This is a genomic window from Polaromonas sp. YR568 (assembly GCF_900116715.1).
In the GTDB taxonomy this organism is placed as follows: domain Bacteria; phylum Pseudomonadota; class Gammaproteobacteria; order Burkholderiales; family Burkholderiaceae_C; genus Polaromonas.
The window spans coordinates 99,689-125,959 of sequence record NZ_FPBM01000008.1 but is presented as its reverse complement, the minus strand read 5'-3'; the positions used below and the strand labels follow the sequence as shown (position 1 = coordinate 125,959).

Annotated in this window: 25 protein-coding genes; 5 read left to right on the top strand and 20 right to left on the bottom strand. The window is 59.5% G+C overall.

What is annotated here, in order from left to right; all coding sequences use genetic code 11:
• Positions 1 to 65 precede the first annotated feature (65 nt).
• The 4 genes from BM408_RS16900 to BM408_RS16885 all read right to left on the bottom strand — a co-directional run bounded on the left by BM408_RS16900 (position 66) and on the right by BM408_RS16885 (position 3,609).
• Complete coding sequence (locus tag BM408_RS16900) at positions 66 to 839, bottom strand: tetratricopeptide repeat protein (protein WP_092131208.1); 774 nt, start codon at positions 837 to 839, stop codon at positions 66 to 68.
• Between the two features lie 59 nt (positions 840 to 898).
• Positions 899 to 1,558: a TetR/AcrR family transcriptional regulator gene (locus BM408_RS16895; protein WP_092131206.1), complete on the bottom strand. Its 660-nt coding sequence runs from the start codon at positions 1,556 to 1,558 to the stop codon at positions 899 to 901.
• A gap of 139 nt (positions 1,559 to 1,697) precedes the next feature.
• On the bottom strand, positions 1,698 to 2,990 hold the full coding sequence (locus BM408_RS16890; protein WP_092131204.1) for a patatin-like phospholipase family protein: 1,293 nt from the start codon (positions 2,988 to 2,990) through the stop codon (positions 1,698 to 1,700).
• A 127-nt stretch (positions 2,991 to 3,117) separates the two neighbouring features.
• Positions 3,118 to 3,609 (bottom strand): phasin family protein, encoded by a 492-nt coding sequence (locus BM408_RS16885; protein WP_092131202.1) that lies wholly within the window; start codon positions 3,607 to 3,609, stop codon positions 3,118 to 3,120.
• A 235-nt stretch (positions 3,610 to 3,844) separates the two neighbouring features.
• On the opposite strand from BM408_RS16885, the gene BM408_RS16880 reads away from it, so the two are divergent.
• The 5 genes from BM408_RS16880 (at position 3,845) to rfbC (ending at position 9,386) form a co-directional block, all read left to right on the top strand.
• Complete coding sequence (locus BM408_RS16880) at positions 3,845 to 5,830, top strand: SDR family oxidoreductase (RefSeq protein ID WP_092131200.1); 1,986 nt, start codon at positions 3,845 to 3,847, stop codon at positions 5,828 to 5,830.
• 143 nt (positions 5,831 to 5,973) lie between these two features.
• Positions 5,974 to 7,038 (top strand): dTDP-glucose 4,6-dehydratase, encoded by a 1,065-nt coding sequence (gene rfbB / locus BM408_RS16875; protein ID WP_092131198.1) that lies wholly within the window; start codon positions 5,974 to 5,976, stop codon positions 7,036 to 7,038.
• Between the two features lie 8 nt (positions 7,039 to 7,046).
• Positions 7,047 to 7,943 carry a dTDP-4-dehydrorhamnose reductase gene (gene rfbD / locus BM408_RS16870; protein WP_092131196.1) on the top strand — a complete coding sequence of 299 codons (897 nt, stop codon included), beginning with the start codon at positions 7,047 to 7,049 and terminating at the stop codon, positions 7,941 to 7,943.
• 10 nt (positions 7,944 to 7,953) lie between these two features.
• Positions 7,954 to 8,841: a glucose-1-phosphate thymidylyltransferase RfbA gene (rfbA, locus tag BM408_RS16865; RefSeq protein ID WP_092131194.1), complete on the top strand. Its 888-nt coding sequence runs from the start codon at positions 7,954 to 7,956 to the stop codon at positions 8,839 to 8,841.
• On the top strand, positions 8,838 to 9,386 hold the full coding sequence (gene rfbC, locus BM408_RS16860; RefSeq protein WP_092131192.1) for a dTDP-4-dehydrorhamnose 3,5-epimerase: 549 nt from the start codon (positions 8,838 to 8,840) through the stop codon (positions 9,384 to 9,386). Before rfbA ends, rfbC begins: the two co-directional genes overlap by 4 nt.
• Before the next feature lie 25 nt (positions 9,387 to 9,411).
• Here rfbC and BM408_RS16855 read toward each other — a convergent pair whose 3' ends face one another.
• The 16 genes from BM408_RS16855 to BM408_RS16780 form a co-directional block, all read right to left on the bottom strand.
• Positions 9,412 to 11,367 carry a polysaccharide biosynthesis protein gene (locus BM408_RS16855; RefSeq protein ID WP_175541827.1) on the bottom strand — a complete coding sequence of 652 codons (1,956 nt, stop codon included), beginning with the start codon at positions 11,365 to 11,367 and terminating at the stop codon, positions 9,412 to 9,414.
• A gap of 32 nt (positions 11,368 to 11,399) precedes the next feature.
• The gene (locus BM408_RS16850; RefSeq protein WP_092131190.1) at positions 11,400 to 11,960 is read right to left on the bottom strand and encodes a sugar transferase; all 561 of its coding nucleotides are present in this window, start codon (positions 11,958 to 11,960) and stop codon (positions 11,400 to 11,402) included.
• A gap of 217 nt (positions 11,961 to 12,177) precedes the next feature.
• Positions 12,178 to 13,455 (bottom strand): O-antigen ligase family protein, encoded by a 1,278-nt coding sequence (locus BM408_RS16845; RefSeq protein WP_092131189.1) that lies wholly within the window; start codon positions 13,453 to 13,455, stop codon positions 12,178 to 12,180.
• Positions 13,456 to 13,592: 137 nt separating this feature from the next.
• On the bottom strand, positions 13,593 to 15,059 hold the full coding sequence (locus BM408_RS16840; protein WP_092131187.1) for an aminotransferase class I/II-fold pyridoxal phosphate-dependent enzyme: 1,467 nt from the start codon (positions 15,057 to 15,059) through the stop codon (positions 13,593 to 13,595).
• A 1-nt stretch (position 15,060) separates the two neighbouring features.
• Positions 15,061 to 15,681 (bottom strand): NeuD/PglB/VioB family sugar acetyltransferase, encoded by a 621-nt coding sequence (locus BM408_RS16835; protein WP_175541826.1) that lies wholly within the window; start codon positions 15,679 to 15,681, stop codon positions 15,061 to 15,063.
• Position 15,682: 1 nt separating this feature from the next.
• The gene (neuC, locus tag BM408_RS16830; protein ID WP_092131183.1) at positions 15,683 to 16,816 is read right to left on the bottom strand and encodes a UDP-N-acetylglucosamine 2-epimerase; all 1,134 of its coding nucleotides are present in this window, start codon (positions 16,814 to 16,816) and stop codon (positions 15,683 to 15,685) included.
• On the bottom strand, positions 16,813 to 17,844 hold the full coding sequence (gene neuB / locus BM408_RS16825) for an N-acetylneuraminate synthase (protein WP_139237371.1): 1,032 nt from the start codon (positions 17,842 to 17,844) through the stop codon (positions 16,813 to 16,815). Before neuB ends, neuC begins: the two co-directional genes overlap by 4 nt.
• 11 nt (positions 17,845 to 17,855) lie before the next feature.
• Entirely contained in the window at positions 17,856 to 18,674 is an 819-nt protein-coding gene (locus BM408_RS16820) for an SDR family oxidoreductase (RefSeq protein WP_092131179.1), read from the bottom strand.
• A gap of 3 nt (positions 18,675 to 18,677) precedes the next feature.
• Positions 18,678 to 19,391: an acylneuraminate cytidylyltransferase family protein gene (locus tag BM408_RS16815; RefSeq protein WP_175541825.1), complete on the bottom strand. Its 714-nt coding sequence runs from the start codon at positions 19,389 to 19,391 to the stop codon at positions 18,678 to 18,680.
• A 1-nt stretch (position 19,392) separates the two neighbouring features.
• On the bottom strand, positions 19,393 to 20,487 hold the full coding sequence (locus BM408_RS16810) for a Gfo/Idh/MocA family protein (protein WP_175541824.1): 1,095 nt from the start codon (positions 20,485 to 20,487) through the stop codon (positions 19,393 to 19,395).
• Positions 20,444 to 21,091: an imidazole glycerol phosphate synthase subunit HisH gene (gene hisH, locus BM408_RS16805; protein WP_092131174.1), complete on the bottom strand. Its 648-nt coding sequence runs from the start codon at positions 21,089 to 21,091 to the stop codon at positions 20,444 to 20,446. Before hisH ends, BM408_RS16810 begins: the two co-directional genes overlap by 44 nt.
• Positions 21,088 to 21,855: an imidazole glycerol phosphate synthase subunit HisF gene (gene hisF / locus BM408_RS16800; RefSeq protein WP_092131172.1), complete on the bottom strand. Its 768-nt coding sequence runs from the start codon at positions 21,853 to 21,855 to the stop codon at positions 21,088 to 21,090. The genes hisH and hisF overlap by 4 nt, the downstream gene beginning before the upstream one ends.
• Positions 21,848 to 23,167 carry an N-acetyl sugar amidotransferase gene (locus BM408_RS16795; protein WP_092131170.1) on the bottom strand — a complete coding sequence of 440 codons (1,320 nt, stop codon included), beginning with the start codon at positions 23,165 to 23,167 and terminating at the stop codon, positions 21,848 to 21,850. The genes hisF and BM408_RS16795 overlap by 8 nt, the downstream gene beginning before the upstream one ends.
• An 82-nt stretch (positions 23,168 to 23,249) precedes the next feature.
• Positions 23,250 to 24,374, bottom strand: coding sequence for a non-hydrolyzing UDP-N-acetylglucosamine 2-epimerase (wecB, locus tag BM408_RS16790; protein ID WP_092131168.1), 1,125 nt, complete (start codon positions 24,372 to 24,374; stop codon positions 23,250 to 23,252).
• The gene (locus tag BM408_RS16785) at positions 24,367 to 25,377 is read right to left on the bottom strand and encodes a polysaccharide biosynthesis protein (RefSeq protein WP_092131166.1); all 1,011 of its coding nucleotides are present in this window, start codon (positions 25,375 to 25,377) and stop codon (positions 24,367 to 24,369) included. Before BM408_RS16785 ends, wecB begins: the two co-directional genes overlap by 8 nt.
• The gene (locus tag BM408_RS16780; RefSeq protein WP_092131164.1) at positions 25,370 to 26,242 is read right to left on the bottom strand and encodes a dTDP-4-dehydrorhamnose reductase family protein; all 873 of its coding nucleotides are present in this window, start codon (positions 26,240 to 26,242) and stop codon (positions 25,370 to 25,372) included. Before BM408_RS16780 ends, BM408_RS16785 begins: the two co-directional genes overlap by 8 nt.
• Between the last annotated feature and the right edge of the window lie 29 nt (positions 26,243 to 26,271).

Sequence of the window (26,271 nt, the reverse complement as noted above, 5' to 3'; positions counted from 1 at the left end):
TACCTTGCAGTGCGCGGGCTCTTGATCCTGCAACAGCAGGCGTCAAAAAAGCTTAGGTAAAAAGCTCAGTCTTCCAGTTCAGCCTTGGCCATCTCCACATCCAGCCGCTCGGTCGCGTCCAGCGGCTTGCTGGCCGCGGCCTGCTCATACAGCTTGGTGGCTTCTTTCATCTTTTTGTCACCTTCGAGCATCACCATGCCGTTGGCGTACTCGATCATGCCGATGGCGGAGCCGGGGTGCAGTTTGAGCGCGTCTTTGTAGAGTCCCAGTCCGACGTCCTTCTTGGCGCCGTAGGTCATGCCGCCTATGAGGGAGCCCACCTTGTCGATCACCTCGGCGTGGAAGGCCGCCAGCGCGATGTGCGCATCGGCGTGTTTGGGTGACAGCTTGATGGCTTGCTCCAGCGAGTTCTTCACCTTGGTGCCCAGGCCCTGTGCGAGCGCCTTGGCCACGCTGATGCCCTGGCTGTAGCGGCCCAGGGCATAAGCCTGCCAGTACCAGGCGTTGGCGTTCTTGGGGTCGTCCTTTTGCTGGGCCTCGGCGCGGGCCGCGACTTCCATAAAGAGGTCGAGCTTGGTCTTTTCCTTGGTTTCCAGGTAGGTGGCGTACATGCTGGCGGCTTTGTTGGCCGCCGTGATGCCGTCGCCGCCGGCCTTGATGCCGGCGTCAAAGGCCTTCTGGAAGTCGCCGTTGTGAAACAGAACCCAGGCCTGCAGCACGTCCGCGTCTTTGGGCAGGGGCTCGCAGTCGCCCTGGTGCAGGCGGGCCCAGCTTTTTTTCAGGCTGGCGGCATCAAATGTGTAGTCGCCGGCGTGGGGGAAGGCAGTCCATTTGGCCATGTGTGTTGTCTCCTAGGTAAAAATTGTTGGTGTTATGAATGAGGGCGGTTTGGCGTAACTCAAGCCGGGTTGCTGTAAGCGCCCACCAGCGCCTGCAAATGGGCGCGCTGGCCTTGCTCCAGGTAGGGAATCAGCAGGTTCAGCACGTGGTGTGCGCCGCGCAGCAGCGCGGCCTGCGCATTGGCCGGTTCCAGCGCGTTGCGCGGGTCGCGCACGTACTCAAAGCTGAGCCAGTAAGTGAGCACCACCACCATGCTGGTGGCCGTGGCTTCGACTTCGCGTGAATCAATCGTCATGGCGCCGGCGCGGCTCATGCCGTCGAGCAGGCCCTTCACGGCGCGCGTCTTGTTTTTCAGCACCCACTGGAAATGGGTTTCCAGCCGGCGGTTTTTGCTCAACAGGTCGTTGAGGTCGCGGTAAAGGAAGCGGTATTGCCAGATCAGCTCGAACAGCGTGTGCATGAAAAACCAGGCGTCTTCCACATCGCGCACGCCGTCGCTGGCGTTGAGCAGCTCACTCAGGGATTTTTCGTAACGATCGAACAACGAGTTGATGAGCTCGTCTTTGGCGGGGTAGTGGTAATAGAGGTTGCCGGGGCTGATGCTGAGCTCGGCCGAGATCAGCGTGGTCGACACATTGGGCTCGCCAAAGCGGTTGAAGAGGTCCAGGGTGACCTCCAGGATCCGCTCTGCTGTACGGCGCGGCGCTTTTTTCGCCATAAGTTGTCTACCTTGTATTGCTCTTTACTCTAACCCAGCCCCTGCGGGCATGGAACTAGGGAAGTCCATCAAGTCCATCTATCGGCAGGTGCCGGGCAGCTTCGCGCATGGCCTCGAAGCCATCAGGAGAACCTTTGGTTTAAGTCGCTGCGGTGGCCGGCTTCGCGCGGGCCGCCAGCTTCACGGCGTGGCTCAAATCCTCCATCACGTCTTCCAGCGATGCAATCGCGCGCCCTACGCGGGTGGCGGCCGGCCTCTTGGCCACCAGGTGGCGTTTGGGGTCTTCCAGCATGTCCAGATTCAGCGACACGCCGTGCCGCGCCAGCTTGGCCGACAGCGTGGTCTTGCGCGAGCGCAGCATCTGCCGGGTTTTTTGATAAGCGTGCTCGGCCAGTTCGCGGCGCTGGCTGTAGCTGAAGGTGTTAGCCAGAAACATCTCGGCGTCCCGGTGGTCGGGCTCCAGCAGCACGATGTCGGTGTCGGGATAGGCGTGCTCATAGTGCTTCATACCCAGCTCCAGCCGCGAATGGATCATGGAGCGGAAGGTCTGGCTCAGCACGGCGGGTAGGCCGCCGCTCACGATGCGCGGGATGGATTGCCTTTCCGCCGGCAGGCCGCGGCGCATGACGCGCTGATCCATGGCCAGCTCGGGCGAGCGTGTGGAATTGAAAGGCACCAGCGGGTTCAGGCAGAACATCAGATCTATGCCGTCGTCCATGGCCACGCCGGCGTGCATGGTTTTCTTGAGGGCGCCGTCGACGTAGTAGTGCCTGTCGATCTCGACCGGCGGAAAGAGGCCGGGCAGGGCGGAGCTGGCCTGCACGGCCCTGGAGATGGGAACGTGGTCCCAGCCCGGGCGGCCGAAAGGGGCGGCGTCGCCGCTGTCGAGGTTGGTCGCGACCAGCGTGAGCCGCGTGCGGAGCTTGCGGAAGTCGTTGGTGCGGCCGGGTTTGGAAAAGAGCTTTTCCAGCTGCGTGTGGACTTCGTCGTTGGAAAAGATGCCCGTGGGCAAGGCCGGCCCCAGTGCTTCCAGTGCGTTGACGACGGATTTGCGCCCGAGGGTGGCGCGCCATAGCGCCGATGCCGCCAGGCCCGGGAACATGATGCCGCGCCGCAGGAATTCGCCATAGGCCGGCACCATCAGCCAGGCTGGGTCAAACACCTCGGAAGCGGTGTCGCCGTTTTCAATAAAGGCTGCGCACAACTCGCGCGGCGTCATGCCGTTGGCCAGGCCCGCGGCGATAAAGCCGCCGGCCGATACGCCGACATAGTGGTGCAGGTCGGTGAACGAGAGGCCTTGCAGGCTTTCATCGAGTGCGCACAGGGCGCCGATTTCGTAAATCGCTCCCAGGGGACCACCGCCGGCGAGCGCCAGGGCAATGCGCGGCTTGTGAGCGGCGGACTTGTTTTTCGAACGCTTGGCTGGAGTCATGGCAAGAAAGTGTAGACGGCGGCCAGAGGGGGAATTGCTGCTTTGCAGCAATTGCGAGAAGGGAAACTGCGACGTTCAGGCGTAAAAAAAGGGACGGCGTGTCCCTTTTTCTTGACCCTGGCGGCGATCAGGCCGACTTGCGCGCCGCAGGCCGTTTGGCGGGGGCTTTCTTGACAGCGGGCTTGGCTGCGGTTTTGGCCGGTGCCTTGCCGCTCAGTTGCTGCACGTTGCGATTGAGCTCGTCGATGCGGGCGATCAGGGCGTCCACGTCTTTGGCCGAAGGCACGCCGAGCTTGTTCAGGGCTTTGGCAACGCGTTCTTCAAAGATGTTTTCGAGCTTGTCCCACTGATGGCCGGCCTTGGACTGGATGTCGGTGGCCATGTTGGCCATCTTGCTGGTGGCTTCGGAGATTTTTTCTTCGGCGACAGCCTGGGTCTTGCGCTGGATGGACAGGCCTTCTTTGACCAGGGTCTCAAACACTTTGCCGCCTTCTTCCTGTGCCTTGGAGAAAGCGCCCAGGCCGGCCAGCCAGATTTGCTGGGCCGATTCCTTGACGGCGCCCGACAGCTGGGGCCCCGTCTTTTTGGCGGCGCTCATTTTTTGCAGTTTCTTGACCATGGTGTGCTCCAGACTGTGTGTGGTTGTGGATCGTTGCGCAATATACCGCGCAGAACGGAAAATAATAAGCCCTCTATGCGGCGGCGTTTAGGTGCCGCGTTCTAGAACGTTAGAGACACGGCTCTATGGAAAAACGCCCCGCAGGCCGTTGAGCGCGGGTTTCTGCTGAATAGAGAGTCATGCGGTTTAAGCAAGAATCAGTTTTTGATTGGCAGTTCAGCGGAGAAAACACAACATGCATTATTTCGTCACCGGGGCCACAGGCTTCATCGGTAAACGCCTGGTCAAAAAACTTCTGGAACGAAAAGGCACGACCGTTCATTTCCTGATTCGCAAAGAGAGCGCCGGTAAAGTCGCTGCGCTGAGGGAGTTCTGGGGTGTCAGCGCCGCGCGCGCCGTGGCCGTGCATGGCGACCTCACCAGCAAGAAGCTGGGCGTCAGCAGCGAAGACATCAAGAAGCTCAAGGGCCAGGTCGGGCATTTTTACCATCTGGCCGCCGTCTACGACCTGGGCGCCGACGAAGAAAACCAGATCGCCGTCAACATCGAAGGCACGCGCAACACGGTTGAGTTCGCCAAGGCCATCGATGCGGGGCACTTTCACCATGTGAGCTCCATCGCCGCGGCCGGCCTCTATGAAGGCGTGTTCCGCGAAGACATGTTCGATGAGGCCGAGAACTACGAGCACCCTTACTTCATGACCAAGCACGAGAGCGAAAAAATCGTGCGCAAGGAATGCAAGGTGCCGTGGACGGTGTTCCGCCCCGCCATGGTGGTGGGCGACAGCAAGACCGGCGAGATGGACAAGATCGACGGCCCCTACTATTTCTTCAAGCTGATCCAGCGCATGCGCCAGCTGCTGCCGCCCTGGATGCCGGCGGTGGGCCTTGAAGGCGGGCGCATCAACATCGTCCCGGTTGACTTTGTCGTCGACGCGCTGGACCACATCAGCCACAAGACGGCGATTGCCAAGAAATGCTTCCACCTGGTGGACCCGGTGGGTTACCGCGTGGGCGATGTGCTGGACATCTTCAGCCGTGCGGCGCATGCACCCAAGATGAACCTCTTTGTGAATGCGGCCTTGCTCGGCTTCATTCCGAAAGGCGTCAAAAAGAGCCTGATGGCGCTGGCGCCCGTACGGCGTGTGCGCAACGCGGTGCTGGCCGACCTGGGCCTGCCCGAAGACATGCTGACTTTTGTCAACTACCCGACGCGCTTTGATTGCCGCGACACCATGGCCGCGCTCAAGGGCGCCGACATCGAGTGCCCCAACCTCAAGGATTACGCCTGGCGCCTGTGGGACTACTGGGAGCGCCACCTGGACCCGGACCTGCACATCGACCGATCGCTCAGGGGTACGGTCAATGGCAAGGTGGTGCTGGTCACCGGCGGCTCGTCCGGCATCGGCCTGGCGGCCGCGCACAAGTTTGCGGAAGCCGGCGCGATCACCGTCATCTGCGGCCGCGACCAGGACAAGCTCGATGAAGCCTGCAAGGAGGCCAAGGCCAAGGGTTACCACTTCGTGGCCTACCCGGCCGACATCGCCGACATGGCCGATTGCGACCGTTTCATCCAGTTGCTGATCGCCAACCACGGCGGCGTCGACTTCCTCATCAACAACGCGGGCCGGTCCATCCGCCGCGCGATCGAAGCCAGTTACGACCGCTTCCACGACTACGAGCGCACCATGCAGCTCAACTACTTCGGCTGCCTGCGCGTGACCATGGGGCTTTTGCCAGGCATGGCCGCCAAACGCAAGGGCCATGTGGTCAACATCAGCTCCATCGGCGTGCTGACCAATGCGCCGCGCTTTTCAGCCTATGTGGCGTCCAAGGCCGCGCTGGATGCATGGACGCGTTGCGCTTCTAGCGAGTTTGCCGACGTGGGCATCAGCTTCACCACCATCAACATGCCGCTGGTGCGCACGCCCATGATTGCGCCGACCAACCTGTACAACAACGTGCCGACGCTGTCTCCTGAAGAAGCCGCCGACATGATTGCGCAGGCCTGCATCTTCAAGCCGGTGCGTGTGGCCACCCGCCTGGGTATCACCGGCCAGCTGTTGCATGCCCTGGTGCCGCGCGTCGCGCAGATTGCCATGAACACCAGCTTCCGCATGTTCCCGGATTCGTCGGCCGCCAAGGGCGAAAAAGCCGCGAAACCGCATCTCTCGGCTGAGGCCGTGGCCATGCAGCAGATGATGCGCGGGATTCACTTCTGACCAGGGCTGCGGCGGCCTGCGGCCGCCGCGCTCCCTCGAAAACGGCTCCTTTTTCTGCCTGCTTCCCAGCCGTTCCCGGTGTGGGGCCAAGGGCATAATGTGAGCCGGTGCCGCACTGCATCGGCACATAGAAGGGTGAGCTCATGATTTTGGTTACAGGTGGCGCCGGGTTTATCGGCGCCAATTTTGTCCTTGACTGGCTGGCAAGCAGTGACGAGCCGGTTATCAACCTGGACAAACTCACCTATGCCGGCAATATGGAAACCCTGGCGCCCCTGAAGGGCGACCCTCGGCATATTTTTGTGCAGGGCGACATCGGCGACAGCGCACTGGTCGTTGACCTGCTGGCCAGGCACAAACCGCGGGCGGTTCTTCATTTCGCGGCCGAGTCGCATGTGGACCGCTCCATCGCCGACCCCGAAGCCTTCATACAGACCAACATCGTCGGCACCTTTCGCCTGCTGGAAGCCGCACGCAAGTTCTGGTCTGAGCTACCCGCCGGCGAGAAAGCCGCATTCCGCTTTCTCCAGGTTTCCACGGACGAGGTGTATGGGTCGCTCAAGCCGGCCGACCCGGCCTTCAGCGAAACCAACCGCTATGAGCCGAACAGCCCCTATTCAGCCAGCAAGGCGGCGAGCGACCACCTGACCCGGGCCTATCACCACACCTACGGCCTGCCGGTGCTCACCACCAATTGCTCCAACAATTACGGCCCCTACCATTTCCCCGAAAAGCTGATCCCGCTCATGATTGTCAACGCCCTGGCCGGTAAGCCCTTGCCGGTGTACGGCGACGGCCAGCAGGTGCGCGACTGGCTGTATGTCAAGGACCACTGCAGCGGCATACGCCGCGTGCTGGAGGCCGGCAAACCCGGCGAGACCTACAACATAGGCGGCAACAACGAGAAGCCGAATATCGACATCGTCCACTCGGTGTGCGCCTTGCTCGACGAGCTGCGTCCGCGCGCCGGCGGCAGCTATCGCGAGCAGATCAGCTTCGTCAAAGACAGGCCCGGCCATGACCGCCGCTATGCGATCGATGCGAGCAAGATGATGCAGGAGCTGGGATGGAAGCCCGCTGAAACTTTTGAGACGGGTATCCGCAAGACCGTGCAGTGGTACCTGGACAATCCCGACTGGGTCACCCACGTGCAAAGCGGCGCCTACCGCGACTGGGTCAAGGCCCAGTACGCGACGGCCGCAGCCTGAGCGCGCGCATGAAGATACTGCTTTTCGGCAAGAACGGGCAGGTGGGCTGGGAGCTGCAGCGCAGCCTGGCGCCGCTCGGCGAACTGGTCGCGCTGGATCGACACAGCACGGACTTTTGCGGCGACCTCGCCAATTTGGACGGAATCCGCGAGACGGTGCAAAAAGTCCGCCCTGACGCCATCGTCAATGCCGCCGCCTACACCGCGGTGGACAAAGCCGAAAGCGATGCCGGGACTGCGCACACCATCAATGCCGAAGTGCCCGGCGTGCTTGCGGAGGCGGCCAGTGCCGTTGGGGCGTGGCTGGTTCACTATTCCACAGACTATGTGTTTAACGGCAGCGGCAGCAAACCCTGGCAAGAAACTGATCCGACCGGCCCGCTCAGCGTGTACGGCCGGACCAAGCTGGAGGGCGAGCAGCGCATCGTGGCCCAGTGCGCCAGGCACCTGATCTTGCGCACCAGCTGGGTTTATGCGGCCCGGGGCGGCAATTTCGCCAAGACGATGCTCCGCCTGGCTGCGGAGCGTGACCGCCTGACGGTGATCAACGACCAATTCGGTGCGCCGACGGGAGCCGACCTTCTCGCCGACATCACCGGCCACGTGTTGCGCAGCGCGCTTGCGGGGCCAGCGGCAGATTTTGCAGGGATCTACCACGTGGCGGCTGCGGGCGAGACTTCATGGCATGGTTATGCGCAGTTTGTTCTCGATTGCGCGGTGAAGAACGGCAGGGCGCTCAAGGCCTCACCAGGCACGGTGGACCCTGTTGCCACGTCGGCCTTTCCGACGCCGGCGGTGCGCCCGCATAATTCGCGTTTGAACACCGGCAAACTCCGTGGCGCCTTTGGCTTGCAGCTTCCGGCATGGCAGCAAGGCGTGGCCCGCATGCTGGCAGAAATTAACTGATTAACCACACATGACCCAACGCAAAGGCATTATCCTGGCCGGGGGCTCCGGCACCCGCCTGCACCCGGCCACATTGGCGATCAGCAAACAGCTGCTGCCGGTGTACGACAAGCCCATGGTGTATTACCCGCTGAGCACGCTCATGATCGCCGGCATCCGCGAAGTGCTGATCATCAGCACACCGCAGGACACGCCGCGCTTTGAGCAGCTTCTGGGAGACGGCTCGCAGTGGGGCATGAGTCTTCAATACGCTGTGCAGCCCAGTCCCGACGGCCTGGCTCAAGCTTTCATCATCGGCGAGAAATTTCTCAATGGTGCGCCCAGCGCCCTGGTGCTGGGCGACAACATCTTTTACGGCCACGACTTGCACAGGCTGCTCAGCGAAGCGGATGCCGAAGCGTCGGGTGCAACAGTGTTTGCCTATCACGTGAAGGACCCTGAGCGCTACGGCGTAGTGGCGTTTGATGCCGCCGGCCGGGCTCGCAGCATTGAAGAAAAACCAGCTGTGCCCAAAAGCAATTACGCCGTCACGGGCCTGTATTTTTATGACGCGCAGGTCGTTGAGATCGCCAAGTCGATCAAGCCAAGCGCCCGCGGCGAGCTTGAAATCACCACCGTCAACCAGCGCTACCTTGAGCAGGACCAATTGAAGGTGCAAATCATGCAGCGTGGCTATGCCTGGCTCGATACCGGCACCCATGACAGCTTGCTGGATGCCAGCCAGTTCATTGCAACGCTGGAGCATCGCCAGGGCCTCAAGATCGCCTGCCCCGAGGAGATTTCCTGGCGCAACGGATTCATTGACGACGCCCAGCTTCAGAAGCTGGCTGCGCCGCTCGCCAAAAGCGGCTACGGCCAGTACCTGCAAAACCTGTTGAAAGAGAATCGCCGGCCATGAAAGTCACCCCCACGCCTATCGCCGATGTGCTGATCATCGAGCCCCGGGTTTTCGGTGATCAACGGGGCTTTTTTCTGGAGAGTTTCAACCAGCATCATTTTAATGACGCGACCGGCACCGATTTCATTTTTGTGCAGGACAACCATAGCCGGTCGGCAAAAAACGTGCTTCGTGGCCTGCACTATCAGGTAGGGCGGCCGCAAGGCAAGCTGGTGCGTGTTGTGCGGGGCGCCGTCTTCGATGTGGTTGTTGACATTCGCCCGGCCTCATCGACTTTTGGCAAATGGTTTGGCCTGGAGCTGACAGAGGAAAATCATCGCCAGCTCTGGATGCCGCCGAGTCTTGCGCATGGTTTCCTGGTGTTGAGCGACAGTGCGGACTTTTTATACAAGACGACTGACTACTACGCACCGGCGCAGGAGCGCTGCATCGCGTGGAACGATCCATCGCTGGATATTGCCTGGCCGCTGGATGGCGGTCAGCCCCAGCTCTCAGGCAAGGATGCTGCAGGCCTGAGCTTTAAGGCCGCCATATCAATGCCTTAGAAGGGCTCGAACCCCTAACTGCTTCTTAGGTGTTGGTCAGGCCGACAAGGTCGCTGTCCTGGGTGTCGGGCGTAAACCCGCTGACATGTTTGAGCAACAGTGTTCGCAAGGTGGCGGTATCGTTGGCCATCACGGCGCGCTGCAGCAACGCCAGGTCCGCCTGGAAATCCGCCCATGGTACGAATTCTTCGTGGGCCTTCAGGATGCGGGGGTGCAGTGTTTCGACGGGGTTGTCGCCGATCAGCAATTCTTCGTACAACTTTTCACCGGGGCGCAAACCGGTGACCTCGATGGCGATGTCACCATCTGGCCGGTGTTCGTCGCGCACCGTGAAGCCAGAGAGCTTCACCATGCGGCGGGCCAGGTCAATGATGCGCACCGGTTGGCCCATGTCCAGCACATAGACTTCGCCGCCTTCTGCCATGGCACCTGCCTGCAACACAAGCTGGGCGGCTTCGGGGATAGTCATGAAGTAGCGCGTCACGTCGGCGTGCGTCAGGGTAATAGGGCCGCCGGTTTCAATTTGGCGCCGAAAGAGCGGCACGACGCTGCCGCTGCTGCCCAGGACGTTGCCGAAGCGGACCATGGCAAACCGCGTGAGATTTTTGGCGGCAGGGGCTCCAGGGTCGAAACCCGGCGCCGGCGTTGCCGAGAGGGCCTGCAGCACCATCTCGGCAAGGCGTTTGCTGGCGCCCATGACGTTGGTGGGCCGCACGGCCTTGTCGGTAGACACCAGCACGAAATGGCTCACACCGGTTTCGATGGCGGCGCGTGCCGTGTTGAGCGTACCGAGCACGTTGTTGGCGATCCCCTCGGCGGGGTTGTGTTCGACAAGCGGCACATGCTTGTAGGCCGCCGCATGGTAGAGCGTGTCTGGCTGGTAGGCCCGGCAGATTTCCAGCATGCGGCCGTAGTCGCGCACATTGGCCAGTAGCGGTATCAGTTCTACGGAGGCTCCCTCGCGGTCCGCGATGCGCTGGCACAGGTGCTGGAGCTCCTGGTGGATGCTGTAGAGCCCGAACTCGCTGTGCTCGACCAGAACCAGCCGGGCGGGCTTTTCCTGCAGGATCTGGCGGCACAACTCACTGCCGATGCTGCCGGCGGCGCCGGTAACCAGTACTACTTTGCCTAGAAGATTGCGAGCCAGCAAGGCGCGATCGGGCGGCACCGCATCCCGCCCCAGCAAATCCTCAACGTCGAGATCCTTGATGTCGGCCAACGCTACGCGGCCGTGGGCCAGATCGGTCAGGCCTGGGAGGGAGCGAACGTGCACCGGCAGTGGCTGCAGTTCATTGAGTATCTCGTTGCGCCGTGTGCGGGTAATGGACGGCAGGGCGAGCAGTATGTCGGTAATGCCGTGTTCATTCACGATGGCGTTCAGATTGGCCGGCGCATAGACCGGAACGCGATTGATGGTCAGCCCCTGCAACGAGGGGCTGTCATCAACAAACCCTCGCAGTTTGAATTCATGCGATGTGGCGATGGCATTGGCAATTTGAACACCGGCGGATCCTGCGCCGTAGATAAGCAGGTGGCTGACCGGCGTGCTGCGGCGCTGGCCGGGGGAAAGGCTGCTCAGCCATTGCCGCGCTGCGGCGCGGCTTCCGCCCACCATGAGCATCAGGATCAGCGGCTGCAGGAGGCCAATGGAGCGCGGTACATCCGGCCATCCTGCAATGATCAACACGCCGAAGAACAGGACGGCGTACAGCGACACGGCGACGGCAAGCGCGCGCATGGCAGCCATATCGCTATGGCGGAACACGGCCCGGTAAAGGCCATTGCGCCAGAAAATCGGCGCAGCCAGGACCGGTGCCAGCACATAAGGCCACCATTGGTGCACGCTGTAAGGCCAGTGCCAGGAGTCGAGTCGCAGGGAGTAAGCGCACCATACGGCCACAACACCCATCGCTGCGTCGGCCAGTAGCACAACGAGTTGCTTGACGCGCCGCGGCTGGCTCAGAAGTTTATTTCTTATCATGAGGTCTGGTGCAAAACATGGAGATGGCGCCGTCAGTGCGAAACACCTTCACGGCGAAGCACTTTCACAGCTGTTAACCACAATATGCGAATGTCGAGCTGCAGCGACCGGCGGCGCAGATATTCGGCATCCAGTGCGACTTTGTCGGGTATTGGCAGCTCGTCACGCCCGTTAATCTGCGCCCAGCCCGTAAGCCCTGGCACCAGCGCGTCAATGCCTTGCGCCGTGCGCAGGGCGATCAGGTCTGTTTGATTGAACAGGGCCGGTCTTGGCCCGACGAAGCTCATTTCGCCCGTAAGAATGCTCCATAACTGGGGCAATTCATCGAGACTGCTCTTGCGTAAAAAAGGCCCAATCGGTGTTAAGTGCGCTTCAGGATTGGCCAATAAATGTGTAGCAACGGCGGGTGTGCCTACGCGCATGCTCCGGAATTTTGGCATCCGGAATATTTTGTTGTAACGGCCTACACGATCAGACCAGTAGAGGGCGGGGCCGGGCGATGTCAGGCGAACGAGCACTGCCACTGCCAGAATTGGCAAAGCCAGAATACAAGCCAGAAATATGGCAAACGCCAGGTCAAACGCTCGCTTCAAAGAAGTATCCAAAAAGTTCTATACGAAGTTGGGTTTTCAACGAGTGCGTATTGCCTCGCCCTGGGGTCATTAGTTCATCTCTTACGTCCCGAGAATTCCGTTGGGTGATACGGTACGCTGGTACTACGAAGCGCCTCAAGGATTATCAGTGAAAAGGCTGTCACTATCCACGTGTTGCCGCGGCGGTGTGGGATTCGCCTGCGGCAGCGACATACTTTCAGGCGCTGCCGGAACCGACACTTTCATGGTTCTCTGTTCGTGATTGAGTCGAGAGCCCGTATAAAAGGGACAGCAGTATCTCAAAAGCCGGTGTCAAAACGATGATTTCCAGCATGCTCCAGGCAAGAGCGACGCAAATGCCGGCAAGAATACCAAGCCACATAGGTGATTGGGCTGCTCTGCTATAGAAGTTCCGCAGGGCAGCTGAAATATAAGCTACGTAGCAGGCCAGCCCCCAAACGCCAAAAAGCGCCGTTATCCAGAGCAGGGAGTTGTGAGGATTCCAGATGAGGGGATAGCCGTATCTATCAAGTATTGCGGAGCGGGGGCTACCCACGAATGGGTGATCCATTATCGGCGGCAGGCCACTTTGCCAAAACTGCATCCTGGCGTTGATGCTCTGCGCTCCGGGAATCTTTGCAAGTATCTCAGGCCAGGAAAATGTAATTACCGCGGCTGACAACAAGCTCACAGCTAACACGGCAATGATTTTGGTGTAGCGGATACGCGCAAAGTGGGACAGCCATACCAGCAACACCAAAAAGAGAAAAATCATCCCCAGTCGCGAAAGAGTGGCGACCGTTAATAGAGCAAACAGAACGGCCATAGCGCGTTCACGGCGAAACAGGGCAATGCTGAAAAGGAAAACGCAGAAAACTGCCAGGTAGTTCGATCTGCCCAGGGGGCTACGGATATTGTTCTTGATGTCATAAAAGGGTCTGGCGCTTTTGTCATCTGTATTTCCGACCTCAGAGGCGGCTGTCGCGGCAAATTTTGTGATATCTCCCCCTGGAGATCTTGATTGCCTGTCTTCAAGATCTGTCTCCGTGTAATTCTGTCCGGGTATGGGAAATTTTCCTTCCGGAAACACGGCGATGGTTGCCAGCACGATAACGGCAGCCAGAAGTCCGCCGAATGTGAGCGAGCGCCACAAGGCCGTGTCCGAAACGCGCACGAGTGAAAACGTGAATGCTGTGGCAGCCGCATAGATCAATGGACCATATAGCCCCCAGTCTGCTCGTACAGGTGCTGCAATCCCTGCAAATTTTTGAAGAGCTAGTGCAAAAAGAACGCCAAGAAGAAGGGCCAAGCCTGGAGTGGCCCCACGCGGTATCGTTCGTCGCCTGGCAAGAGCAAATCCCAGCAGTACCGGCAACACGGCCATGCTGAGTGGAAAAACGACGCCAAAATGAACGTCTCCGTAAAAGAGGGCCAGAACAAAGACCGTCGCGAGCAGGCTCTCTATTCTGCTTGGCAATGTATTTTTAGAATTCATATGGAAGAGACACGTTCTTGCGGTTAAGGGCGTCGACAGACCTGCCAGGAGCCACGGATCGAAATTTATGTGGACGTTACCCCCCGAATATCTGACCGCGTTCGTGTTGGCAAACCGGCTTGCTGAAGGTCGGTCGGTCAGCGCAAAATTTTTCGAACTGTCTCGACAATGCGCGCAATCTGCGATTCACTCATGTTTGAGCCGGAAGGCAGGCATATGCCGTGTTCAAACAGGCGGTCCGAAACGGATTTTCCCGGCTCCGGGAAGTAGCGGCAATGAGAAAAAACCGGCTGCAGGTGCATGGGCTTCCACAGCGGACGCGCTTCGATCAATTCACCGGCAAGGCGTTTGGTGAGCTCCTGGCTGTTGATGCCGACGGAGGGATCAATGACACAGGCGGTCAACCAGTGGGTCGAGTAGCTCCATTCCGGCTCGGGCATCCACTGAATTTCGGAAACGCCCGCAAAAGCGCTCTTGTAGGCGTCGAACACCGCGCGGCGCGCCGCAACACGTTCGCCCAACACCTTGAGCTGCCCACGCCCGACGCCCGCAAGAATGTTGCTCATGCGGTAGTTGTAGCCGATCTGGCTGTGTTGATAGTGCGGCGCAGGGTCACGGGCCTGTGTGGCAAGGAAGCGGGCTTTCGCTATGAGGTCCTTGTCGTCGGAGACCAGCATGCCGCCCCCCGAGGTGGTGATGATCTTGTTCCCGTTGAATGAATAGACGCCGAGCTTGCCAAAACTGCCGCTGGCCTTTCCCTTGTAGCGCGCGCCCAGCGATTCTGCCGCGTCCTCCAGTACGGGCACGTTGTACGCGTTGCAGATATCGATCAAGCGATCCATGTCGGCGCTTTGGCCGTACAGATTCACGATGATGACGGCCTTCGGCATCCAGCCTTCCTGTTTGGCTGCACTGAAGGCGCTTTCAAGCGCCGCGGGAGACATGTTCCAGCTTTCCTCATCGGAGTCGATGAAGATCGGTTCCGCACCCAGGTAAACGATGGGATTGGCGCTGGCCGAGAAGGTCAGCGTGGAGCAAAAAACCTTGTCGCCCTTCTGCACGTTCAGCAGGATGAGACCGAGATGGATCGCTGCAGTCCCTGAGGACAGCGCCGCTCCGTACTTGACGCCAACCAGTTCGGCCAGTTCTTGCTCGAACCCGTCGACATTGGGCCCCAGCGGTGCAATCCAGTTGGTGCGGAAGGCTTCCTCCACAAACTCCCTTTCAGCGCTTCCCATGTGGGGTGTTGAAAGCAGGATCTGTTCGTCGATCACTTTGCGATCCAGGATTTCAACGACCCGACCTGAATCATCCACGACAGGCAGGTGGTTGATGGCGTGGCGGTTCATCAAGTCGAGTGCTTCGCGCCTCGAGGCCCGCGTATTGATGACTTGTGACTGGATGGATGGCAGCGAGGCTATGGTGTCCTCCAGCTGTGCACCGGCAAGCACCAGGCGGCGCAAGTCGCCGTCGGTGACGGTTCGCTCAAACAGGCCGTTCTTGTCGATCAATAGCAATATGCCCAGGCCGGCCTGGTCGAGTATGGACAGGGCTTGACGCAGCTTGGCATCACGCGTGATTGATACATTCTGGATATTGGTCACCTCAGCTCCTAGCTGTATTCCGGGCCGGAACTCCGACCCATGTTTCATCCTTGCCAACATTCGCGATGACAACCGCGCCGGCGCCGATCACTGCGCCGTCGCCAATGGAGATGCCTGGCAGAATTTTTGCGCCCGCACCAATCAATACGCCGGAGCCCACAACGACGCCGCCACCGAGGGTTGCGTTCGGCGCGATATGCGAGAAGCCGCCCACAACGCAGTCATGGTCGACGATTGCGCCGTGGTTAATAATAACGCTGTGCCCAATTGAGGCGGCTGCCGCGACCACGGATTGCGCCGCCATGAATGATCCGTCTCCGATGCGCGCGAAGCGCGAGACGCTGGCCGCGGCATGAGCGATGGATAGTGGCCGCGCGCCCATGTTGAGCAGCGTAGCGAAGAGCCGCCGGCGCGCCTGGCCGTTTCCGATGGCGAGATGAAAGAGCTCGTTCTTCATCTCAACGGCGATCGCCGGCCCCTCAATCGGGTAGTCCAAAAGGCGCTGCCCTTGCAGTTGTTGCGCTTCGTCTCGCACGCGGACGTCGCATGCCGGCGCGTCGGATGACAGCAGCGCATCCAGTACGACTTTGCCGTGCCCGCCAGCGCCTATGAGGTAGAGCAATTTAGTAGGCATTCGATTTCATCATGACGGATGGGTCGAGTGGGAGAGTCTCAATCAGTCTGGCAATGCGGTCAACGCTGTGGCCGTCTCCGTACAGGTTGAGACGTTCATACCTGCCATGCCCCAAGGCTTTCTGCACAGCTTTTTCAATGGCCGCCGTATCGACGGCAACATCTGTGACGTTGGCATTGCGTTCGCGCAGGTTTTGCCTTGACCCGATGTTGATGACGGGCGTGCCAAAAGAAGCCGCCTCGATAATGCCCGCGCTCGAGTTGCCGATCATGAGATCGGCCGCAGCCATCCATGAAACGAACAACTCCCGGGGGAAATGCGTGACGATACGGACGTCATCGTGGCCCGAGTGTTCTTCAAGGGCTGCGCGGATCTGGTCACTGCCGGCATCCGAGTTCGGTTTCAAGGCGACCAACTGGAGCCCGCCCGTCAGCAAGGTGTCTATGATTCCGGCCGTCCCGGCGCCGGCATTTTCCGTTTCCTGGACAACGGGGTGGTACACCATCAGGGCCACCGGTCGGGTCGGGTCAAGCCCTGTGGTCCGCAAAAGCTCTTCCCGGCTGCGAACCGCCAACGCTTCTATTCCATCCAATCCGGGTGCGCCGGTCAGGTACACATTGGCGGCTTGCTCTCCCATTCGCACAAGCCGGTCGCGCGATTCGCTGGTCGACACAAAGTGGAAGTGCGAGAGCTTGGAAATCGCGTGGCGTATGGACTCGTCGATGGTGCCGGATCGCTCGCCGCCGTGAATGTGGACGACGGGAATGTTCAGGTGGACCGCCGAGAGGGCGCCTGCGAGCATTTCACCCCGGTCTCCCAGAACCATAACCAGGTCCGGCTTGATGTCCAGGAAGGCATCAACAAAGCCGGACACCATTTTCCCGAGGTTTCGAGCCATCTCCGCGCCGGTCGCGCTGGCAAAGTCGACGTCGACAACGGCGTTGACAGGCAACCCCGCAGCCTTGATGTCGTCGGCGGTTTTGCCATATTTGTCCGAGAGATGCATTCCAGTGACAACGATCGAAAGTTCCAGAGCTTGTGAATCCTGAAGCGCCGTCAAAGTGCTGCGCATCAGGCCAAAGTCGGCCCTTGTACCTGTGATGTAGCAAACCTTGCGTTTCATTGCAGGTCTGGCCAGTGAAGGGTCGTCCCCTCATCGATGTCATGCGCGGCGTGCTTGCCGAGCACCTTTGAAAGTTCGCCTGGCTGAATACCGGTGCCGGGCCGCAGCAAGACCACATCATCAGCGGTGATCGCCTGGCCGGCCCGGATGGGTTTGGCCGCAGTAACGCTGCGCCGCACCAGCGCGCGAACCGGCAGTTCCGAGGCGGTAGGCTGTTTGACCGGGGAGCCCAGGGCTGCTTCGACATCCCGGATTTGCCTGATCAGATGACTCAACTCCTCGGGCGAGAGGGAGGCCTTATGGTCAGGCCCAGGCATGGAACGGTCCAGCGTAAAGTGCTTTTCAATGACTGTTGCACCCATGGCTACCGCCGCCGTGGAGACCGCTAATCCAAGGGTATGGTCGGAATAACCGACAGGCACCGCCATATCGCGGGCGATGCTTTGCATGGCACGCAGATTCACATCGCTGCATTCGGCCGGATAGTTGGACGTGCAGTGCAATATCGTCAGCATGCTGGCCAGGGGTTCCTTGAACCCGGCGTTCTTGCGCGTTGCTTCGATCACCTCAACGGCACGCCGGATTTCATCCATGGACGCCATGCCGGTGGAGACAATCAGCGGAACGCCCTTGGCGGCTAAAAAGGCCAGGAAAGGCTCGTTGGTGATCTCGCCGGAAGGCACCTTGATACGCTTCATACCCAGGGCCAGCAGGAAGTCAGCGGCTACTTCATCAAAAGGCGTGGACATGAATTCGATGCCCATCTCAGCGCACCGCGAGAAAAGTTGACGATGCAACTCCTCCGACATTTCCAGCGCTTTGAGCATGGCGTGCTGGTTGCCGTCCCCGGTCTCCCGTTTCTGGTATTCGGCCTTTTCAGCGCCGGGCGCGACGAGTTTGTCTGCCGAGAAACTCTGGAACTTGACGGCGTCCGCTCCACAGCGTGCGGCGGTATCCACCAGTTCCATCGCCAGTTTGGGGTCGCCGTTGTGGTTGACGCCTGCTTCCGCAATGATGAAGGTTTTCATGGGGACGGTATTCACCATGCTGTCCACCCGCCGTCGACCATCAGGTTTTGGCCGGTCACCCACGCCGAAAGGTCGCTGGCGAAATAAGCGGCGGCTCCCTTGAAGTCTTCTTCGCGGCCCATGCGGCGCATTGGCGTTCGCTCGATATAGCGCTCCTGGAATGGTTCTGGCTGGTTTCTCGCGATTCCGCCGGGACTGATGCAGTTCACCCGGATATCCGGGGCCAGAACGGTGGAAAGCCAGCGAGTGATCTGGATCAGCCCTCCTTTGCTAGCTGCATAAGCCGCAGGGTTGCCCATCGCTGTCCCTTGGTAAAGCGCCAGGTCGGGACCTACAACCCCGTAGATGGAACTTACATTGATGATGGAGCCTTTGCTGTTGATCCTCAGCAAAGGAGAAAGCACTTGTGAAAGGTGGAATGCGGCCGTGAGATTGACTTCCACCGCACGCCGCCATGTGCCGATTTCCTGCTCTTCAAAGGGCACGACCCACCCGGTCAATGCGCTGTCGCCGACAAAACCGGCGTTGTTGACCAGAATGTCGGCGCGCCCGAATTTCTGCGTGACCCATGCCAAAACGTTTTTCCGCTCGTCTTCCGATTCAAGATCGATCAGCAACTGTTCAACGGGCTTGTTCCATTTTGTGCGCAGCTGGTTCGCGGATTTTTCAAGCGCCTCGGCATTGCGGTCCAGCAGGCATACCGAGCAGCCTAGTTCGGACAAGGTGGATGCCATAGCCTGCCCCAGGTGTCCCGCGGCGCCGGTGATGACGGCGACGCGGCCCGACAGGTCCATCAGACTTGATATTGGGCGTGGTTCTTCTGCTGCCATGGTCTATGCATTCCCGGTTTGCGAAGCCCTGATCCCGGCAATAGCTTCGGCCAGCATGAAATCGTAAGGCGTGTCGATGTCCAATGCCCGTTCGGGCGGTACTTTCACTGTTTTGATCCGGCCCTCAAAAATCCCGTTTGCTTTCAGGATGAATGAAGGCTTTGCGGCATAGGCGACGGTCGTGATGTCATAAACCACCGGCGCATCCTGCCTGCGGGTAATGCTTGCCGTGGGCTTGATCACCAGGCCGGCGTAGCCTTCAGGGTCGAGCGCGACCATATTGAAGTAAGGGCTGCGGTCGGCGTTCTTGACCGTGATCACGATATCGGCGGCTGGGTCTTCCACCAGCGTCTGGATGCAGGATTCAACGTCTTGCCGGTTGCGAAAGGGGGAGGTGGGCGGCAGGCTGACGAACAGGTCAAAAGCGCCTCTTTCCTTTTGCACCCATTCAATCGCATGGCGCCAGGCCAGCCATTCCGGGCTGGAATCTGCCGCCAGTTCCGCCGGCCTGATGAAGGGCACTTCGGCCCCGTGTTCACGGGCAGCCGCGGCAATGGCCGCATCGTCGGTGGAGACGATCACTGTCTCTATGCTCGCGCATGATCGCGCAACTGCAATCGAATGAGCGATCAGGGGTTTTCCGTCGAGCATTTTGATGTTCTTGCCGGGAACACCCTTGGAGCCGCCGCGTGCGAAGATGAAAGCTATTGTGCGCAATTCAGGTTCCTGTGTAGCCATGGACAGGTACAGCCGCGCCATGTTGCATGGACGCCTTGGCCGCTTCCACAATTGCGAGTACATCATATCCCTGTACGCCATCGCACAGGGCCGGCTCCTGCCGGCGCGAGCAGTTCAGAAAGTGGCGCAGTTCATCAAGGTACATGCCGTTGCGATCCGCCTGTGCGTGCTTGTCGACGTGTTTCCAGGTGCCTTCGGCGGCAGAAAATAAATCAATCCGGTCGGTGATGCCGTTCCAGACTAGAGTCCCCTGGTCACCGATGAATTTGCAGCTACGGGAGGGTGATCGCTGCAGGAAATCCAGGTGAACATTGACCAAACGCGCGGGATTTTCGTATTCCAGGCAAAGCTCGACCATGTCCTCAACGTCGATTTCCAGTTCACTGTAACGGCCGCCGCGGGCGCTGACGCGCGCCGGCATGCCGAACATCCAGTACAGGTAGTCGATTTCGTGGCTGAGCTCCAGCAGCGCGCCGCCCCCAAGCTCCCGCCTGGCGGAAACATTCTCCTGGTAGCGCGTTCCCGGCCGCCAGTCCGGAAGGTACTGCCCGACTTCCGCGCGAACGCCGCGGATCCGGCCGATCGCGCCGGTGTCGAGCAGTCTTTTGCATTCCACCAAAGAGGGCAGAAAGCGCAGGTTGTAGCCAACCATCAGCGGTATGTCCGCGTGGGCGCAAGTGCGCAGCAAGGAAGCCAGGCCTGTGCTTGTGTCTGCAATCGGTTTTTCAACCAGTAGCGCGATTCCGGCATTCGCCAGTGCCGTCGCGACATCCAGGTGGGTTGATGCGGGTCCCGCAACGATGGCCGCCGAGGGGGCGAATGCCAAGGCTTGCGCAAGAGAGAAGAACTGGAGATCGGCGCCTGCCGGGGTTGCGGCGCCACTGTCAGTGGCATGCAGCCGCAGCACGCCAATTTGGGCGTCCGGGCAAAGGGTTCTTAAGTTGGCCAGGTGCCGTCGGCCTATGCTGCCAAGGCTGACGATCAGGTATTTCTCGGGAGCACTGGCGAGTGATGAGCGCGCCGCGGGCATATCAAAGGGCAAGAAAGCTGCGCACCATGGCCAGTCCGATTTCACCGCTGCGCTCAGGATGAAACTGGGTGGCAACGATGTTGTCGCGTTTGACCGCCGCGCAGATGCGGTGCCCGCCATACAGGCAGTCAGCGAGCCGATCGGCGTCGCGTTCTGGATAAGCCGCAAAGGAGTGAACAAAGTACACGGCGGGTCTGGCGCTCTCGAACGACTGAAGAAATGTGCCTTGCCAGGTTCGGCCGGTTTCGGGGTGGAGCAGATGTCCCCAGCCGATATGCGGAACGCGTTGCATCTGGCCGGACGTTGTGGTGTTGGGCACGGCCTTGACTCTGCCGGGCAATATGCCCAGCCCTTTATGCTCGCCGAACTCTTCGCTGACGTCAAACAGCATCTGCATGCCGACACAAATTCCGAACAGCGGGCGCGCCGATTCCGCATAGCGTTTGATTTCGTCGGCGAAGCCACGTCGGGTTAATTCGTTGATACTGTCCTCGAACGCGCCCACTCCCGGCACCACCAAGCGCTCTGCTTCGGCAATTTCGCTGGGGTTTTCGGTGACATGCACGTCGGCACCGCAGTGCTGAAATGCCCGGGCCACGTTGAGCAAATTGCCCACGCCATAGTCCGCGATGGTGATTTTTTGGGTCATGCTTGAACATCCCGTACGTTCAGGCCCGCCTTCAGCGCCGCGGCCCGGATGTCCGGCAGCGCCAGCCGCTTGTAGTGCAACACGTCGGCCATGGCCACCGCATCCGCTCCTCCCGATTTGGCCGCATCGATCAGATGCTCGACGCTGCCCATTCCGCCGCTGGCGATCACGGGGATAGGGACGGCCTCGCTGATCTGGCGTATCAAGTCGACTTCGAAGCCTTTGCGCGTTCCTTCCCGATCGACAGAGGTCAGGAGAATCTCGCCGGCGCCTAGCTCCACGCCTTTGCGCGCCCATTCGATCACGTCGAGACCGGTACGCTCCCGGCCGTTGTCGGTATAGGCTTCCCACTTGCCGGGGGCAGTCAGCTTCGCCTCGATCGAAAGCACCATGGCCTGCGAGCCGAAGCGGCGCGATACCTTGGTGATCAAGCTGGGATCGGCTATGGCGGCGGTATTGATGGCGACCTTGTCGGCGCCCGAGCGTAGGATGTGGCGGGCGTCGTCAACGGAGCGAATGCCGCCACCGACCGTGATCGGAATATAGACCTGATCCGCGGCGCGGCGAATGATGTCGCTGAGGTTGTTGCGCCCATACAGGCTGGCCACGATGTCCATATAGACGAGCTCGTCGGCGCCGGCTTCGTAGTAACGCAATGCGAATTCCTGCGGATCGCCCATCACCCGCAGGCCTTCCAGCCTGATCCCTTTGATCAGGTTGGGCCCTTTGATGTCCAGGCGGGGAATCAGGCGGACATTACCCATGCCACACCGCATGCCGTAATTTCCACTGCCCGTCTTCCCACTTCCACAGGTGGGGCGATCGGAAGGTGTCCGCCAGTTTCATGAAGTACTCCCTGTCCAGCACGGGCTGCTCGAACATCGCGCTGGCAGCTTCCCCAAACTCCTTGGCTGGGATACTCAGATAGCGGAATATCTCATCGGCAAAGCGTTCAGGGAACTCGTGGTCGAATCGCTTGACCAGCGCCACGCCTTCTTCGCGTGTGATGTCGCCCGAACGAATCTCCTGGGCGGCATCATAGGTGGCGCGGCCCAGGCCGAACTTCACGCCGGTCGTGTAATAGTGGAAGTCGTCGATGCGGTCGTCAATGCTGTTGTATTTGCTGTAGGTGCCGGGAGTGCGCTCGGGGGAAGCCTCGAAGCCGCCATGCTCAACGGCATAGTAATAGCAGCTCTGTGGGTGCCATTTGAGGTAGTAGCCCAGATAGTGCACTTCGACTTTCTGCTCTTCGATCTGGTTCGGATCGGCCGGCAGGTAGGGCAGCAAGTCTTGATGCTCTACTCCGAAGTGCTGCTTCAGGTCCGGTACGCTGACGCCGCCCAGACTGACTTTTGATTGGTCCGCGGCGGTGAAGTACGACCAGTCGCGCTTGGCTGTTTCGGTGTCGCCGATCGGATTGCCGTACTCTGCTTCATTCTCACCGTAAAACACTAGCGGGATCTTGTGCAGCAAGGCCATTTTCGGTGCGAGCGCCTTCTGGCCGAACATGAATGCCTGAAAGGGGTGGAACAGGTTGTCCACCGCCAGGCGCGTCAATAGCCGGTGTACGCGGCCATTGGGCGTCATCAGCAGGTTGTCATGACCTGCGTGGATCCAGCTCTGGAAGTTTTTCCACCCCCAATCGGTGTAAACGTGCGGTGCCCAGGTGACCGTCAGCGGATGCATGCCGTATTTGGTGCGCAGGATGTGCGAGGCGTAAAAGCTGTCCTTGCCGCCGGAGCCCGGTACGATGCAGTCATAGCTGCCATCGGTGCTGCGATGACGGTTGCACAACTCAATCAGATTGCGCTCCCGCTCTTCCCAGTCAATGGTGGCCTTCTTTTTCTCCGCGAAGTTGCACGCATCGCAAACACCATGCTCGTCAAAGTGAATGGTTTTTTTCTTGGAGTCCTTGGTATGCGTGTACTCGACTGCCGAATTGGGCCGCTGGTTGGAGATCACGCATTTCACGCAAAACTCGACATCCTCCGGCAGCCCGTATTTCGTCTTGAGGTGACCATCTTCACCGGTAAAGTCAGATTTGACGATGTCTTTGGGGTAAGGAATCTTTTCCATGGTGCTCTCGATTTGAATATTTGATTCTTGTTGCGCTTGCTTCATTGGTGCAGACGGGGGAGGTTGCTCCAAAGGTGTGTATCTATCGGGACCACACCGTCCGATTCACATAATCGGTATAGCTGAGCACAATCCTGACAACCTGCTTGGACACCGCTCCACCTTGATAGTCAGGAACCACAGCCATTGCGCGGCTTTCCCGGTTGTGCTGGTTCGTCACAACGCGGATTGCGTCCAGCACACGATCCTTTTTCAGGCCGCTCATGATCAGGGTGCCCTCATCCATGCCCTCTGGCCGCTCGTGGGCGTTCCGGATTGTAATTGCCGGCAGATTCAGCAACGATGCCTCTTCAGTGATCGTGCCGCTGTCCGAGAGGACGCAGAAAGCCGACATCTGCAGGTGGATGTAGTCGAGCAAGCCGAAGGGCTTGGAAAACCTGATCAGGGGGTGCTCCAGAGATTTGCCCAGGGCTTCAAGCCGTTTGCGCGTGCGCGGATGGGTTGAGACGATAACCGGGTACTGGTAGGTATCCGCGAGGGCGTGCAGGGTATCCAGAAAATCGACGAGGTTCTCCGCCGTGTCGACATTCTCCTCGCGGTGCGCACTCACAATGAAAAACTGGTTCTTAGTGAGGTTTTCGCGGGCCAGTATGGTAGATGCCGATATTCCGGGCATGTAGTGCGCCAGCACCTCCTCCATATGGGAGCCGGTCTTGATGATGGTTTCAGGACGAATGCCCTCCGCCAGCAAGTACCTGCGAGCGTGTTCGGTCAACACCAGATTGATATCACTCAGATGATCGAGCACCTTGCGATTGAGCTCCTCCGGCACTCGCTGATCGAAACAGCGATTTCCGGCTTCCATGTGGAACACGGGAATTTTTCGGCGCTTGGCGGCGATCACCGCAAGGCAGGTATTGGTGTCGCCATACAAAAGCAGCGCGTCGGGCTTTTCCGCAGCGAAGACGGCGTCTGCCTTGGCGATGATTTCCGAGATCATCTGCGCTGGTGTCTCACCGCTCGCCTCGAGAAAGTGGTCGGGCTTGCGGATGCCCAGTTCATCGAAAAAGACCTGGTTCAATTCGTAATCGTAGTTCTGCCCCGAATGCACCAGGACATGGGCGACCTGCTTGTCGAGCTCCGCAATGACCCGGCTCATCTTGATCAGTTCAGGCCGGGTGCCGACCAGCGTCATGACTTTAAGCACCAAGCATCTCCTGGATGTAGCTGAGCTTCAGAAGCACAGATTTGATCTGCGGCACGTCAAGCCGCTGAGTGTTGTGCGAGGTGTAGTCGTCCAGGTCCGAGATGTTTTGCTCTCCCTCGACAAAGTATTTTTTGTAGTTGAGATCGCGGTTGTCGGCCGGAATGCGGTAATAGCGGCCCATGTCTTCGGCCTTCGCCATTTCCTCTCTGGAAATCAGGGATTCATAAAGTTTTTCGCCATGGCGTGTACCGATGATGTTCACAGGCGCTTCCCGGCCAAAAAGCTCCTGCAGTGCCTGGGCAAGGTCTGCGACCGTGGATGCGGGGGACTTCTGTATGAATATGTCCCCTTGCTGGGCGTGCTCAAATGCGTGCAGGACAAGATCGACGGAGTCCTCAAGCGACATCAGGAAGCGGGTCATCTTCGGATCGGTCAAGGTCAGTGGCTGGCCCGCGCGGAGCTGGTTCACGAACAGGGGTATGACCGAACCCCTGGATGCCATCACATTGCCGTAGCGGGTGGCGCAAATAACCGGCCCCGATTCGGGAATCATGCGGGAGCGTGCCACCATGAGTTTTTCCGCCATGGCTTTGGAGATGCCCATTGCATTGATGGGGTATACCGCCTTGTCGGTGCTCAGCACTACTACCCGTTTCACGCCTGAAGCGATAGCGGCGTTCAGGACGTTTTCGGTGCCCAGAACGTTGGTTCGCACGGCCTCCATGGGATAAAACTCGCACGACGGTACCTGTTTCAGCGCTGCAGCGTGAAATACATAGTCGACGCCGACCATCGCTTGCGCAAGGCTTTCGCATGAGCGCACGTCGCCGATGTAGAACTTCACCTTGTCGTTGCCAAGCTCAATCCGCATGTCCTCCTGTTTTTTCTCGTCGCGGCTGAAAACCCGGATTTCCTTCACGTCCGTGGCGAGAAAACGCTTCAACACCGTATTGCCGAACGACCCGGTTCCACCCGTGATCAAGAGGACTTTGTTGTCAAACATGGCGGGATACCTCGTAGCGATGCATTGTCTCAACGAGATCGGGCCATGCTGGCGGGGTATAGCCTGTTGCGGCGTTGAAACGCTGCGCATTCAATGAGCGATCAATCACCAGCTGGGAGTCAGGGGTGATCTCGATTCTTTTCCCGTAGGCAGTGGCGACCATGGTGAGGAGTTCATATTTGTTGATGGGGGACGACGCCACGTGGTAGAGGCCGTGGAGGTCGGCTCTCGGCAGAACGACGTCCCGGATAAGGCGCGCCAGCTCTACGGTGGGCAGACCCGAGAAAATCGCCTTGTTGTAGCCCTTGCATGTGCCCTGTTGCTGCAGGAACCAGCCGATCAGCCCATTGGCACCGGCCAGTTCATGCCCGATGATGGAGGTTCTCAATGTGATCGCGTGCGGATAGTCCACTTCTCCCAGCAGCTTGGAGCGACCGTACAGATCCTCCGCGTCGGGTGCATCGCTCTCAAAGTAGCCGCCTTTTCTCCCAGAAAAAACGCAATCCGTACTGATATGGACCAGCCGCGCTCCGGTCAGGCTACACAGGCGAGCAATGCGATGCGGCAGCAGGGAATTGACCGGAATGGCGCTCAGCGCATCACCGGCATGTGACAACTGTTTGATGAGGCCGATGCAGTTGATCACGACCTGCGGCTGCACAGTCTGGAACAGCTGAATCAGCGAGTCGGGGTTTTCGACGTCCCCTCCTACGATCAGGTGATTACGCAGGTGGGAGGGAAACAAGGCCTTGCTGGCATTGGACCGGATCGCGCCGACAGCTTGATGCGCATTGGATTCTGCGAAGACCTGCAAGGTGGCGCTGCCCAGCATTCCGCTTGCACCAAGAATTAGTACTGTGCTCATCGATTGATGGGGTGTTTCCGCCTCAAAAA

Coding starts and splice junctions, on each gene's coding strand:
- BM408_RS16900 (WP_092131208.1), bottom strand. CDS start 839: ATGGCCAAATGGACTGCCTTCCCCCACGCCGGCGACTACACATTTGAT.
- BM408_RS16895 (WP_092131206.1), bottom strand. CDS start 1,558: ATGGCGAAAAAAGCGCCGCGCCGTACAGCAGAGCGGATCCTGGAGGTC.
- BM408_RS16890 (WP_092131204.1), bottom strand. CDS start 2,990: ATGACTCCAGCCAAGCGTTCGAAAAACAAGTCCGCCGCTCACAAGCCG.
- BM408_RS16885 (WP_092131202.1), bottom strand. CDS start 3,609: ATGGTCAAGAAACTGCAAAAAATGAGCGCCGCCAAAAAGACGGGGCCC.
- BM408_RS16880 (WP_092131200.1), top strand. CDS start 3,845: ATGCATTATTTCGTCACCGGGGCCACAGGCTTCATCGGTAAACGCCTG.
- rfbB (WP_092131198.1), top strand. CDS start 5,974: ATGATTTTGGTTACAGGTGGCGCCGGGTTTATCGGCGCCAATTTTGTC.
- rfbD (WP_092131196.1), top strand. CDS start 7,047: ATGAAGATACTGCTTTTCGGCAAGAACGGGCAGGTGGGCTGGGAGCTG.
- rfbA (WP_092131194.1), top strand. CDS start 7,954: ATGACCCAACGCAAAGGCATTATCCTGGCCGGGGGCTCCGGCACCCGC.
- rfbC (WP_092131192.1), top strand. CDS start 8,838: ATGAAAGTCACCCCCACGCCTATCGCCGATGTGCTGATCATCGAGCCC.
- BM408_RS16855 (WP_175541827.1), bottom strand. CDS start 11,367: ATGATAAGAAATAAACTTCTGAGCCAGCCGCGGCGCGTCAAGCAACTC.
- BM408_RS16845 (WP_092131189.1), bottom strand. CDS start 13,455: ATGAATTCTAAAAATACATTGCCAAGCAGAATAGAGAGCCTGCTCGCG.
- neuC (WP_092131183.1), bottom strand. CDS start 16,816: ATGAAACGCAAGGTTTGCTACATCACAGGTACAAGGGCCGACTTTGGC.
- neuB (WP_139237371.1), bottom strand. CDS start 17,844: ATGAAAACCTTCATCATTGCGGAAGCAGGCGTCAACCACAACGGCGAC.
- BM408_RS16820 (WP_092131179.1), bottom strand. CDS start 18,674: ATGGCAGCAGAAGAACCACGCCCAATATCAAGTCTGATGGACCTGTCG.
- hisH (WP_092131174.1), bottom strand. CDS start 21,091: ATGACCCAAAAAATCACCATCGCGGACTATGGCGTGGGCAATTTGCTC.
- hisF (WP_092131172.1), bottom strand. CDS start 21,855: ATGGGTAATGTCCGCCTGATTCCCCGCCTGGACATCAAAGGGCCCAAC.
- BM408_RS16795 (WP_092131170.1), bottom strand. CDS start 23,167: ATGGAAAAGATTCCTTACCCCAAAGACATCGTCAAATCTGACTTTACC.
- BM408_RS16785 (WP_092131166.1), bottom strand. CDS start 25,377: ATGTTTGACAACAAAGTCCTCTTGATCACGGGTGGAACCGGGTCGTTC.
- BM408_RS16780 (WP_092131164.1), bottom strand. CDS start 26,242: ATGAGCACAGTACTAATTCTTGGTGCAAGCGGAATGCTGGGCAGCGCC.